An 11,166-nucleotide genomic window follows, 5' to 3' on the forward strand; every position below is an offset into this window, starting at 1 on the left:
TTGTGTAATGATCATTAAAGAACACTGGTTGACGATCGCTGTCAAACATTATTTAATGACTGTTATGAAACCTAAGAAATCCCCGAGTGGCGGTCGCCCGAGAGAATTTGATCGTGACGCGGCATTGGAGACCGCCATGCGGCTGTTTTGGCGACACGGCTATGAAGGTGTCTCGTTCCAACAACTCACCGCCGCCATGGGAGTTGCGGCACCCAGCCTTTACGCTGCGTTCGGGAACAAGAGCGCGCTTTATCTCGAAGCTGTCGACAGGTATCGAAGCCTGCGAGGCGCCACGGATCTCTCCTTCATGGACGCCTACGAGACTGCTGACGATGCAGTGCTTGCTCTCCTTAATGCAACGGCACACGGCCTGAGCGATCCGTCCACCGAAGCGGGATGCATGCTCAACATGGGCATGCTGACAAGTCATCCGGATCACGCCGAAATCGCAGCGCAGCTTTCCGAACGTAGAACGGCCTTCACAGCGTTACTCACAGAAAAGCTGCAGCGCTGGATGGATGAGAAGGCCGCCGCTGACAGGGCAGTTTATCTTTCCGCGGTTATTCAAGGCATGGCGGTACAGGCCCGCGACGGGGTCGGTCGCGAACGGCTGGAAGGACTTGCCAGAATGGCTGCCAGAGCCGTCAGTTGATCCGCGCCAGGCAGCAGCATGCGGCAACGCCTGGCGGTTTATCAGTGTCACCGATCCCGTCGGGATAGCTCACGCCGCTTCTTTGCCGGCGAGTTGGGCTTTGACAGCGGGGATCACTTCTTCGCCGTACAGTCGGATACTTTGCATGAGATATTTGTGAGGAAGCGTTCCCGCGCTGTATTTAAGCTGAAACCGTCCAGCGCCCAAAGCATGGAGAACAGGCGCCAATTTTGCCGCCACTGTCTCCGGTGATCCGACGTAGAGCGAACCGTGTTCGATCTCTGCAACATATTCGTCCATGGTAATTGGGCCCCAACCGCGTTCTTTTCCTATCCTGTCGCGCATCGCTCGATAGTGCGGCCAGAACTCGTCCCTTGCTTGCTCGTCGCTGTCGGCGATGTACCCAGGCGAATGGATGCCAACGGGCAGCGGTTCGAAGGCGAGTTTTCGTGTCGCCTCGTGGTAGAGATCGACATAGGGTTTGAAGCGATATGGGCTTCCACCGATGATGGCGAGCATCAGAGGCAGCCGGTACTGCGCAGCACGTATCATGGAGTTGGGGCTGCCGCCGACGCCAATCCATGTCTTCAGCCGACCGGTTTCCACGTGCGGGAACACGCTCTGCTCGCTCAATGGCGGCCGGGTGGTCCCGGACCAGCTTACCGGCCTCTGCTCCAGCAGGTCGGAAAACAGGTCCAGCTTTTCCTGAAAGAGAGTTTCGTAGTCGCTGAGTGAAAAACCGAACAGCGGGAAGGACTCGGTAAAGGAACCGCGGCCGAGGATCGCTTCAGCACGACCGTTCGAAACAGCATCGAGGGTGGAAAAGCGCTGGAAGACCCTGATGGGGTCATCCGAACTCAGCACCGTCACGGCGGAACCCAGCTTTATGCGGGAGGTCACCCCGGCGATCGCCGCGAGCACGATTTCGGGAGCGGACACGGCAAAATCTTCACGGTGGTGCTCGCCAATACCAAAGAAGTCGATCCCGAGCTGATCGGCAAGAACGGCCTCCTCGACAAGATTGCGGATGACGTGCGCGTGATGTTCCGGCTGGTCGGCGTTATCAAGAGTAACGTCCCCGAAGGTATCCAGACCGAACTCGATGTTCGTGGTTTTCATTTTGTTTCCTTTCAACGCCTGTCCAGTCGCGCCCGATCGAAAGTTACGACCTCGCTTTGGAACATGAGAATTCCAATCTCCAAGGCGACCGGCCTAATCTCCGATCGTGAGGGTCGAAATGATCGGAAGTCGTGCATGAGAGTTACGCGGTTCGGTCACGGCCTGGCTTTCGGAGCCTGAGTGCGGGGGAGAGCCGCCCGACGGGCGGGCGGCTCCATTCGTCAATCCTTCAGCAGGTTAAGAGCGACGAGCGGCTGCCCGAAATGCTGCAAGGAGCCGGAGGCCTTGAAGCTTCCAAGGTCAGATGGTGCAAAGCCCAGACGCGTGATAAGTTCAGAGACCTTTTTGCTGGCGTCAGGAAAATTGCCCGATAGAAAGAGAACGCGCTTTCCGCTCGGTTTGACGGGATCGGCCGCAAGCACCGCGGCAGGCAGGGTATTGAAGGCCTTAACGAGCTTGGCGCCAGGGAAGAGGTCGGCGACGATTTCCGATGACAGTCGGCCACCGAGGTCGCGGGGCTTGAAAGCGGGAAAATCGATGGCGTTTGTCGCATCAACAATCGTGCGGCTTTCCCACGCAGCCTTTCTCCTGGCAATTTCGGGGACGGCGTCATAGGGAACCGCCAAAATAAGCACGTCGGACTGAAGAGCCTCGTCGAGCTCCACCGCCTTAATCGTGGTACCGAACTTGTCAGTGATGGACTGAAGCGAGGCCGGACCGCGTGTATTGGCGATAACCGCGTCGACGCCAGCCGCGTGGAAGCGCTCGGCGAGTGCGGAGCCGATAGCGCCAGATCCGATGATTGCGTAAGTGGTCATGATAGTTCTCCTTTGTTGAGTGATGTCAGTTGAAGTTGTCGGGGAGGGGAGTGAATTCATCGTCGCCCGGCACACCGGGAAATTGTCGCTCGCGCCACAGATCAGCAGCATGGCGAATGCGATCCTGGTCCGTGGCGACGAAGTTCCAGCGGATGAACCGCTTTTCTGGAAGCGGCTCGCCACCGAAGGCGAGAAAACGGGCGGGTTCGCTTGCCTTGACCACGATTTCTGCGCCAGGTTTGAAGACGATAAGGCGGTCTGGGCCGTGCCTGCCGTCCTGCCCCACGATTTCGATGGCGCCACTCACAACAAAGATCGCTCGTTCGGCATGCTCGCCATCGATCCTGTAACGAGCTCCAACCTCAAGCTGGATTTCTGCGGAAAAAAGATCGGAAAACGTAGTGGTGGGGGAGCGGCGGCCATGAAGGCTGCCCGCGAGCAGCTTCATATTGATGCCTTCGCCGTTCACTGCCGGCAGTTCGGCTGCGCCGATGTGCTGAAAAAGCGGCGCTGTCTCCTCAGACTGCTTCGGAAGGGCGATCCAGCTCTGCAGTCCTGAAAGTCTTCCGCCGTTTTTGCGGATGTGCTCCGGGGTGCGCTCTGAATGGACAATGCCAGCGCCCGCGACCATCAAATTAACCTCACCGGGACTGATCGACTGCACATAGCGCTCGCTATCACGGTGCAAAAGTTCGCCCTCGAGCAGGTAGGTCAGTGTCGAAAGCCCAATGTGCGGGTGAGGGCGCGTGTCGATGCCCTCACCTGCACCGAACCGGACGGGTCCGAAGCTGTCTAGGAAGATGAACGGCCCAACCATTTGCCGCATAGCCGCAGGCAAGGCGCGTCGGACGGAGAAGCCGCCGAGGTCTCGGGTCGATGGTAGGATGACCTGCTCAATATCAGCGTTCGACAAATATGACATTGTCTGCTCCGGCTGTTGAAGTTCGTTGAGAAGAAGCTATTCCCACTGGACGTTTCGGAAAACTCAGATAATTTCGGCTGAAACGATCGAGGAATTCGAAATGTCAGATCCCGGCCAGCCGACGCTGGATCAGCTCAAAGTGTTCATTACTGTGGTCGAAACGGGCAGTTTCGCAGCGGCCTCTCGCAAGCTCAATCGAGCGACATCGGTCATCAGCTATACGATTGCCAATCTCGAGGCGCAGCTGGGCGTCACGCTCTTCGATCGGCTCTCGACAAAGAAGCCGCAGCTGACGCTGGAGGGCAGGACCGTGCTTGCCGAGGCAAAAAGCGTCGCTCACGGTATCGATAATCTTCGAGCAAAGGTTAAGAGCATGCTCCGCGGGGTAGAGCCCGAGGTACACCTGGCGCTCGACGTCATGCTGCCGGCAGCTCGCGTCATGGACGCGCTGAAGGCATTTCGGAACGAATTTCCAAGCGTTTCGCTCCGGCTTTATGTCGAGGCGTTGGGCGCGGTGACGCAGCTCGTCCTCAACCGAACCGCTTCCGTAGGCGTCAGCGGCCCCCTTGATGTCGAAATCGCCGGTCTGGAAAGGATCGGGGTCGGGTTCGTCAAGCTTATTCCCGTCGCGTCGCCCGACCATCCCTTGGCCGGCGGATCGCATCCGCCCGGCGCTGCACGAGGCCATATCCAGCTGGTTCTGACGGACAGATCACCTCTTACACAAGGCCACGAATTTGCGGTTGTCGGCAATCATACGTGGCGGCTCGCAGACCTTGGCGCGAAACACATGCTCCTCAAGGAGGGGATAGGTTGGGGCAACATGCCCGCACCTATGGTGCGTGACGATATCGAAGCGGGCCGGCTGGTAGAGCTCGATCTTCCCGACTGCAAAGGCGGCCCTTATCGTCTACAGGCGGTCTATCGAACCGATACACCGCCGGGACCGGCTGGCCGTTTTCTGATTGACCATTTCCAGAGCCAGGACGTGGATGCGCCCATCGCTGTTGCTTAGCAGATGCGTTTGAACACTTCCCGCTCCCGGCTCGACGCTTGGCGCAGGGTGCTCATTCGAACGCTTTATCGGTCTCGAGACGAGGAACGATGTGTTAGGTGAGAAGAGATGCCAGGTTCGCATTTGTCGCGCGGCATTATCGACAAGTTCGAAGGAATTCGGCTTCACGCCGACGCCCCGGCGAAGTGTTGCCGCGTCCGAACGGAGCAGCGGACCTCTTATCACGGCAGTAACGGTGTCTTTGCCGCCGATGGCGAGGTTCCTGATCTGAGCGAGCACATGGTAAATTAGCGTCACCTTCCGAGGTAACGCTATCGCCGCCTTAGCAGTCGCCGGGCAGGAAACCTCCCCGGCAATGATCGAGTTCAGGCGCGTTCTCGTCGAAAACGGCGACTTTTGAGGGGGTATTGTCACTGCCGGTCAACCGATCGAAGTTGGTCGCGAGCACCAGCAGGAGGAAGATAGCCATTATAACAGCTTCCACCAGCGACGGGCTGAGACGCCGGCGATGGGCCTCCTCAGTCGTCTCAAGATCCCGGAAGGCGGGGTGAAGTTTATCACAATCGGACATGACGGTTTCCTCTGTGGATCAAGGGATAAGCACCATCGGGCCGCTGCTACGGCGTTCGAGAATGTCGGTATGGGCGCGCTGCGCTTCGGAGAGTGGATATTTCCGAGCGCTGACCTTACCGAACACGCCCGTACGCCAGGCATCGAACAACTCGTCAGCGGCGGCCTGTAGGTTGGCTTTCGTCACATGCTGCCCAGTGCTGCCGCGCACGAGGCGGATGCCGCGACGGCTAAGTTCTGCCTCGTCGATTGCGGCGCCACCGGATGCGGCGCCGATCACGGCGATCGTTCCGCCGTCACGGATGGAGCCGAGCGTCGATGCGAAAGTCGTTGCTCCCACCAGCTCGTAGACGACATCGACGCCATGGGGAGCAAGGTTGCGGATGTGGTCGTCGAGCGCGACTGTTTCATATGAAAACGCATGGTCGACCGCCTGCTCCAGATCGGCGAGCTTTCGGCTCGAACCGGTTCCTATCACGGTTATGCCGCGCGCCCTCAGCCAGCGGGCAAGCAGATTGCCGACACCACCCGTCGCGCCCTGAACGAGGACGCGGCCGTCTGTGTCGGGCTTTGCCATGGCGTTGATCGCCATCCAGGCGGTGAGGCCCTTGGTAAGGATGGTCGCTGCCGTCTCTGCGGAGATGTCGTCGGACAGCTTCACGAGCACATCTTCGCTGACAATGCGCTGGGTGGCATAGCTGCCGGGGGCGAAGAAATAGGCGACCCGATCGCCGACGGCGAAGCGGGTGACGCCCGGTCCGACCGCTTCGACGGTACCGGCACCCTCCACGCCCGCGACGGCAGGCAGGCCGACCTTGAACGTTCCATCCCGGAACATGGTATCGACGAAGTTCACGCCGATGGCTTCCTGTTTGATCAGAACCTCGCCGTCGCCGGGGGCGCGGACATTTTCCTGCTCGATGTGAAGGACAGACGGGCCGCCCCACTGGCTGTATTTAACGACAAAGGACATGGTTTTCTCCCTTGGAGTGGATCCAAATGCTTAGGGATTGCCGTCGCGCCTGCGACGACTGGCCCTGCGATTCTATTGCTCTTGCGCGTCAGAGGACGGCAAGCAGGCCGCCATCTACGAGAAGGGCAATACCCGAAACGTAGCTGGAGAGGTCCGAGCCGAGATAGGCCACAGCGTCACCCACCTCGGAAGGCTGTCCGAGGCGGCGCAGCGGGGTGCGCTTGCGAAAGCCTTCCGATGCCTCGGCAATGCCGGGGCTGGTGCGCAGAAGCTCGGTGTCGATCGTCCCCGGCGCGACCGCGTTGACGCGGATTCTGTCCGGGCCGAGCGCGTCGGCCAGCGATTTGGCCATCAGCACGACGCCGCCCTTGCTGGTGGAATAGGCCACGGTGATGCCGGCGCCGGATATTCCGCCCATGCTGGCCATCAGCACAATGCTGCCGCCCTTGCCGTTCGCCTTCATTTGCCTGGCCGCCGCCTGCGCGCCGAACAGCGGGCCGTCGAGATTGATCGACAGCAGCCGGTGGTAATCATCTTCCGGCACATCAGCGCCGTCGGTGCGCAGCGTAATGCCCGCATTGGCGACCATGACGTCGACGCCGCCGAACTCGGCCGAGGCTTCAATGAGGGCGTCATTGTCGGCGCGTTTGCTGACGTCGGTCTTCACGAAGCGGACGGCCGAGCCGATCGCTTCGATCTCTTCGACCGTGGGCCGACCACCTTCGCGCGGGGCTTCGGTGATGTCCGCGACGATCACGGCCTTCGCACCATGTTCGGCGGCGCGGATGGCGATCGCGCGGCCAATGCCGCTCGACGCGCCGGTCACGATGACCACCTTGTTCTTCAGAATGTCACTCATGGCACTGTTCCTTTAGAAAAATGAGATGGCTCAGCCCTTCGGCTGAAGCTCGAGGCCGAGCTGGCCGACGAGCGAGTAGAGATTGGCGACGCCCCAATGCTCGGTGATCTTGCCGTCAACGACGCGCATGGCATCGACCGTCTCGAACTGGATTTTCCTGCCGGTCGGTTCGATGCCGAGGAAGTTTCCCTTGTGCGTGCCGTGATAGGTCTTGAAGGTGGTCACGAGGTTGCCGTCGGCGGTCTGCCAGTGGATGACCGCATGGAAATCCGGGAATGCTTTGCGCAGGCCGGCATAGAGGCCGCGCACGCCCTCCTTGTCCGGCACCATGTTCGGCTGAGGCGTGTGGTCGAGAAAATTCTCGGAAAAGACTTCGTCGAAGACGGCAAAATTGCCTTTTCCCTGCACCTCTTCGGTGTTCCGGCGAACCACTGCGATCGCCGCTTCGCTTTCTGCACTTCTGGTCATGGTCGTATCCTTCGATATTAGGGGTTAAAGTTCGAAACCGCCGATGGTCATGCCGCCATCGACGACGATCATCTGGCCGAAGACGTAGCTTGCGGCCGGGGAACTGAGCCACACGGCGACTTCGGCGAGCTCGCGCGGCTGGCCGCCCCGTTTGGCGGGGATGGCTTTTCGGGCAAGATCGGCGAATGCCGGGTTCTGGGCGCTGTTGGCTACCACCATTGGCGTTTCCGTCCATCCGGGAGCAAGCGCGTTGACGCGGATGTTGCGGCTGGCGTTTTCCATCGCCGCGACGCGGGTGAGGCCATGAATACCGTGTTTAGAGGCGGCATAAGCACTCATGCCGCCAGGGCCGGTCAGCGCGGCAACGGAGGCGGTGTTGGTAATCGCGCCAGAGCCGCCCTTCGCGATCAGCGGGATCTCATATTTCATACCTAGGAAGACGCTGCGCAGGTTGACGGTCAGGACCCGGTCGAAATCCTCGGTCGGGTATTCCTCGATCCGATGGGTGCCGCCGGTGATACCGGCGTTGTTGAACGCCGCATCCAGCCGTCCCGCATCCTTTTCGATGCGTGCGACAAAGGCCTTCACCTGCTCTTCGCTTGAAACGTCGACGCTGAAGATGTCGATCTTCCCTGCCGCCGCGATGTCCTTGGTTTCCTCAAGACCGTTCATGTTGAGATCGGCTGCGAAAACATGGGCACCGCGCTCGGCAAACAGCCGTGCCGCCTCCCGGCCGATGCCCGAGCCTGCGCCGGTGACCAGTACCACTTTGCCGTCGAAATCCGCAGACATGGCTTCGCTCCTCGCCCGCCCGTGCGGGACGATGTTTCTGGTTGATTGTTGGGGGAGTGGGGCCGGAGGCGTTAACCTCCGGCCGATCAGCTTAGCCGAAGACCTTTATAGCCGCGGCCGCCACCAGTTCGCCCTGATGGCGGGCGCCGGCGAGGTCGATCTCGGTCGGCTGGCGCGAGCCGTCGCCGCCGGCCACCGTGGTTGCACCGTAAGGTGCACCGCCGACGATTTCGTCGGCGCTCATCTGGCCCTGGTGGCTGTAGGGAAGGCCAACGATCATCATGCCGAAATGGAGGAGGTTGATGATGATCGAGAACAGCGTGGTTTCCTGCCCGCCGTGCTGGGTGGCGCTGGAGGCAAAGGCACCGCCGATCTTGCCGTTCAGCGCGCCGCGCGCCCAGAGGCCGCCGGCCTGGTCAAGGAAGGCCGCCATCTGTGAAGAGATTCGCCCGAAACGGGTGCCGGTGCCGACGACGATGGCGTCGTAATCCGCGAGTTCCGCGACTGTGGCGATAGGTGCATTCTGGTCAAGCTTGAAATGGTTGTTGCGGGCAATCTCCGCCGGAACAGTCTCAGGGACCCGCTTGACATCGACCTGAGCGCCAGCCTTGCGGGCGCCGTCTGCGATGGCATAGGCCATCGTCTCGATATGTCCGTAGGTCGAATAGTAGAGGACCAGTACCTTTGCCATTTTTGTTCTCCGTTGGTTTGAAGCAGTCGCCCTTGCGGCTTGGGAACAAGCTCGCATCAAACCGCTTGGGGGAATAGTCGAATAAAATCATTGGTGACGGTCGAAAAAATCGAACGATAAGAGGTGGCTGCATCAGGCAGTTGCGTAGCAAGCTCGCGATCAGAACACGATAGAAGCACTCGGCATGGCGTCTTTGCGCTCGCTGCCGGGCAGCGTTGCACTCTTTGCTGCAGCCCGGTTCCCCGATCGAAAGAATATCCTCAGCAGCTACAAAGCTCGTTGAAAAGGCTTTCGCGTTGGTATTTCGCCGAAGCTATCTCTTGGGGCGCGCCGAGCGACTTGTCCTTGAGGACATCAATGTTAGGTGCGGTACAGGCAAGTCAGTGATGGAAGGCAACTGAGACGCCTCAACTTTTGTAGCGCAAGCTGTCGCTCATTTACGTAACTGCACCTTTACTTGGAAAAGGAAAGTTCCATAATTAGATTTTATGCCGCTTGGCTCGATATTTACTATGAAAAGAGTCAGCTTGATCAGCTTGACTGCAAGACGATTGCGCTCTGCTGATCTGCCAGTCGATACCAAGAGCAGCTATTCTCTTGGTGGTTTCGCGCAAAATCGACTCAGATCGGCCTAATCTGATCATTCGCCAAAGAGGAATAGGCCATAGTCCGTTGCGCCGTGCAGGATGTGGATAATGACCACTTTGGCGGGCTCAACGCGATAAAAGATCAGGTAGTTGCCGTGAACGCGTCGACGGATTCCGTGATGTTCGTAGCGAGGAACGACGGCGAAGCTGTTGGGATGACTAACAAGATCTTCACATTGGCTACGCAGCTCCCGAATGAATGAAAGTGCGCGCCTTGGATTGTGCTCAGCAATGTAATCGGCGATCTGCTCAAGATCGCTTTCGGCCTCGCTGGTAAACTCAAGGATCATGCGGAATTTTCGGCTTTGTCAGCCATTGCACGGTATCTGGCGTCGAGACGGTCGAATACATCGCTGGCCGACTTAGTCCGACCGCTGTCCGCATCAGAGACGCCGCGCATGATTGAAGCATCCAAAGCGGCGAGTCGCGTTTCCCGGTCCTGAACCAGTCGCACGCCCTCGCGCAGAACTTCACTTTTCGAGCCGTAGCGACCTGTATCCACGAGCTGCTGAATATAGCTCTCAAGCTGTTTTCCCAGATCGGCGCTGATCATACGGATCTCCTTCAGAGGTAACGGGGATAAGTTAGCCGAATTATCAACTGTTATCAACGAGTGATTCGCCTCCCGCCGTTCAGCGCTGGCCAATTCCACCTTTCCTAAAGCCCCCAGGAGGGCTTTGGCGATATTCATGGTCGGCGAACACAGTAGTGTGGGACTGTCGGGAAAGCCTGCGGGACGTGAAACCCTGTCTCATCCCGGGACAGACCTAGGATAGAATTCCTGGAAGTGCAAATGACAGGTCACTAGTTCGAATCCGCTCAACTGCAAAAAAATGATCGTGGAATAGCTGGGCGTCGGTTCGAGTCCTTTTAAGAGCAGCTCACAGGCGGCCGACTTGACGCCGCGTTTATCACAAAGTTCTTCAGCCTTCAGTTCTCCCGCTACGCATTCTCAGCTAGAAAGATCTGAATGTCCGTTGCGATAGAGGCTGCTTCTCCCGGGAGTCTGCCCAGGAGTTTGGCGATTGTCTCGACTGCTAGACGAGCTTCCAGGAGCGGTTTCTGGTCGATAACCGCGTTGATCTTTCGGGACTTTAAGAGCATACGCCGGTTAGGCGTGAGTTCATGGGTGATGACGACCGTATTGCCGATCCGATCGAGGCGTTAGATCGTGCACTGTTCGATCTTGCCATCGATAGCAAGCTCCGCGGCTGCGATTTAGTAAAAATGAGAATCGGGACTCTCGTCACGGGCCACGAGATTCGAACTCGTGCGATGGTCGTCCAGCAAAAGACTGGACGACCTGTGCAGTTCGAAATTACGACCGAGGTCAGGGCTAGTCTGCTTGCTTGGCTTCAGCGAAGGGGAGGAACAGTCGATGACTATGCCTTTCCCAGTCGAGTAGACCACTCCGATCATCTCAGCACTCGGCAATACGCCCGACTGGTCGATGAGTGGGTCACCGCGATAGGGCTGCGTCGGGAGGATTACGGCACGCATTCCCTTCGGCGAACGAAGGCTGCCATGATCTACAAGGCCACTGGTAACTTCAAGGAAGTCAATGACACACACGGCCATGCCGCAGGAGACAGTCTCCTGCAGGCGATCGGCGTTCGGCTTTCCTATTTGTTGAGCTCCGG

The 11,166-nt window shown here is 58.8% G+C and carries 14 protein-coding genes; 3 read left to right on the forward strand and 11 right to left on the reverse strand.

Going from position 1 to position 11,166, the window contains the following annotated elements; genetic code table 11:
• Positions 1-7: 7 nt before the first annotated feature.
• Positions 8-652, forward strand: coding sequence for a TetR/AcrR family transcriptional regulator (locus tag BLX89_RS21045; RefSeq protein WP_245292887.1), 645 nt, complete (start codon positions 8-10; stop codon positions 650-652).
• 69 nt (positions 653-721) lie between these two features.
• Here BLX89_RS21045 and BLX89_RS21050 read toward each other — a convergent pair whose 3' ends face one another.
• The 3 genes from BLX89_RS21050 to BLX89_RS21060 form a co-directional block, all read right to left on the reverse strand.
• The gene (locus BLX89_RS21050) at positions 722-1,771 is read right to left on the reverse strand and encodes an LLM class flavin-dependent oxidoreductase (RefSeq protein WP_075292930.1); all 1,050 of its coding nucleotides are present in this window, start codon (positions 1,769-1,771) and stop codon (positions 722-724) included.
• A 221-nt stretch (positions 1,772-1,992) separates the two neighbouring features.
• A complete protein-coding gene (locus BLX89_RS21055) occupies positions 1,993-2,589 on the reverse strand; it encodes an NAD(P)-binding domain-containing protein (protein WP_075292931.1) in 597 nt (198 codons plus the stop codon).
• Positions 2,590-2,614: 25 nt separating this feature from the next.
• Positions 2,615-3,511 (reverse strand): pirin family protein, encoded by an 897-nt coding sequence (locus BLX89_RS21060; RefSeq protein WP_075292932.1) that lies wholly within the window; start codon positions 3,509-3,511, stop codon positions 2,615-2,617.
• Between the two features lie 100 nt (positions 3,512-3,611).
• On the opposite strand from BLX89_RS21060, the gene BLX89_RS21065 reads away from it, so the two are divergent.
• Positions 3,612-4,526, forward strand: coding sequence for a LysR family transcriptional regulator (locus BLX89_RS21065; RefSeq protein WP_075292933.1), 915 nt, complete (start codon positions 3,612-3,614; stop codon positions 4,524-4,526).
• A 322-nt stretch (positions 4,527-4,848) separates the two neighbouring features.
• Here the strand turns inward: BLX89_RS21065 and BLX89_RS21075 are convergent, their stop codons facing one another.
• The 8 genes from BLX89_RS21075 to BLX89_RS21110 form a co-directional block, all read right to left on the reverse strand.
• On the reverse strand, positions 4,849-5,097 hold the full coding sequence (locus BLX89_RS21075; RefSeq protein WP_075292935.1) for a hypothetical protein: 249 nt from the start codon (positions 5,095-5,097) through the stop codon (positions 4,849-4,851).
• A gap of 18 nt (positions 5,098-5,115) precedes the next feature.
• Positions 5,116-6,069: a zinc-binding dehydrogenase gene (locus BLX89_RS21080; protein ID WP_075292936.1), complete on the reverse strand. Its 954-nt coding sequence runs from the start codon at positions 6,067-6,069 to the stop codon at positions 5,116-5,118.
• 88 nt (positions 6,070-6,157) lie between these two features.
• The gene (locus BLX89_RS21085; protein ID WP_075292937.1) at positions 6,158-6,928 is read right to left on the reverse strand and encodes an SDR family oxidoreductase; all 771 of its coding nucleotides are present in this window, start codon (positions 6,926-6,928) and stop codon (positions 6,158-6,160) included.
• A gap of 30 nt (positions 6,929-6,958) precedes the next feature.
• Positions 6,959-7,396, reverse strand: a complete 438-nt coding sequence (locus BLX89_RS21090; protein WP_075292938.1) for an ester cyclase — start codon at positions 7,394-7,396, stop codon at positions 6,959-6,961.
• A gap of 24 nt (positions 7,397-7,420) precedes the next feature.
• On the reverse strand, positions 7,421-8,188 hold the full coding sequence (locus BLX89_RS21095; protein ID WP_075292939.1) for an SDR family NAD(P)-dependent oxidoreductase: 768 nt from the start codon (positions 8,186-8,188) through the stop codon (positions 7,421-7,423).
• A 91-nt stretch (positions 8,189-8,279) separates the two neighbouring features.
• Positions 8,280-8,879 (reverse strand): NAD(P)H:quinone oxidoreductase, encoded by a 600-nt coding sequence (gene wrbA, locus BLX89_RS21100; RefSeq protein ID WP_075292940.1) that lies wholly within the window; start codon positions 8,877-8,879, stop codon positions 8,280-8,282.
• A 640-nt stretch (positions 8,880-9,519) separates the two neighbouring features.
• Positions 9,520-9,816, reverse strand: coding sequence for a type II toxin-antitoxin system RelE/ParE family toxin (locus BLX89_RS21105; protein WP_075292941.1), 297 nt, complete (start codon positions 9,814-9,816; stop codon positions 9,520-9,522).
• The gene (locus BLX89_RS21110) at positions 9,813-10,079 is read right to left on the reverse strand and encodes a type II toxin-antitoxin system ParD family antitoxin (RefSeq protein WP_075292942.1); all 267 of its coding nucleotides are present in this window, start codon (positions 10,077-10,079) and stop codon (positions 9,813-9,815) included. Before BLX89_RS21110 ends, BLX89_RS21105 begins: the two co-directional genes overlap by 4 nt.
• Positions 10,080-10,651: 572 nt before the next feature.
• Here BLX89_RS21110 and BLX89_RS21115 point away from each other — a divergent pair.
• Positions 10,652-11,166: tyrosine-type recombinase/integrase (locus BLX89_RS21115; RefSeq protein ID WP_075292943.1), on the forward strand; the 515-nt coding region annotated here is incomplete at its 3' end.

Source organism: Pararhizobium arenae (genome assembly GCF_001931685.1).
Lineage (GTDB): Bacteria > Pseudomonadota > Alphaproteobacteria > Rhizobiales > Rhizobiaceae > Pararhizobium > Pararhizobium arenae.

What these genes read in the sequence shown, in the direction of transcription:
- BLX89_RS21095 (WP_075292939.1), bottom strand. Translation starts at nt 8,188, where the DNA reads ATGTCTGCGGATTTCGACGGCAAAGTGGTACTGGTCACCGGCGCAGGC.
- BLX89_RS21085 (WP_075292937.1), bottom strand. Translation starts at nt 6,928, where the DNA reads ATGAGTGACATTCTGAAGAACAAGGTGGTCATCGTGACCGGCGCGTCG.
- BLX89_RS21055 (WP_075292931.1), bottom strand. Translation starts at nt 2,589, where the DNA reads ATGACCACTTACGCAATCATCGGATCTGGCGCTATCGGCTCCGCACTC.
- wrbA (WP_075292940.1), bottom strand. Translation starts at nt 8,879, where the DNA reads ATGGCAAAGGTACTGGTCCTCTACTATTCGACCTACGGACATATCGAG.
- BLX89_RS21050 (WP_075292930.1), bottom strand. Translation starts at nt 1,771, where the DNA reads ATGAAAACCACGAACATCGAGTTCGGTCTGGATACCTTCGGGGACGTT.
- BLX89_RS21090 (WP_075292938.1), bottom strand. Translation starts at nt 7,396, where the DNA reads ATGACCAGAAGTGCAGAAAGCGAAGCGGCGATCGCAGTGGTTCGCCGG.
- BLX89_RS21045 (WP_245292887.1), top strand. Translation starts at nt 8, where the DNA reads ATGATCATTAAAGAACACTGGTTGACGATCGCTGTCAAACATTATTTA.
- BLX89_RS21075 (WP_075292935.1), bottom strand. Translation starts at nt 5,097, where the DNA reads ATGTCCGATTGTGATAAACTTCACCCCGCCTTCCGGGATCTTGAGACG.
- BLX89_RS21110 (WP_075292942.1), bottom strand. Translation starts at nt 10,079, where the DNA reads ATGATCAGCGCCGATCTGGGAAAACAGCTTGAGAGCTATATTCAGCAG.
- BLX89_RS21080 (WP_075292936.1), bottom strand. Translation starts at nt 6,069, where the DNA reads ATGTCCTTTGTCGTTAAATACAGCCAGTGGGGCGGCCCGTCTGTCCTT.
- BLX89_RS21105 (WP_075292941.1), bottom strand. Translation starts at nt 9,816, where the DNA reads ATGATCCTTGAGTTTACCAGCGAGGCCGAAAGCGATCTTGAGCAGATC.
- BLX89_RS21065 (WP_075292933.1), top strand. Translation starts at nt 3,612, where the DNA reads ATGTCAGATCCCGGCCAGCCGACGCTGGATCAGCTCAAAGTGTTCATT.
- BLX89_RS21060 (WP_075292932.1), bottom strand. Translation starts at nt 3,511, where the DNA reads ATGTCATATTTGTCGAACGCTGATATTGAGCAGGTCATCCTACCATCG.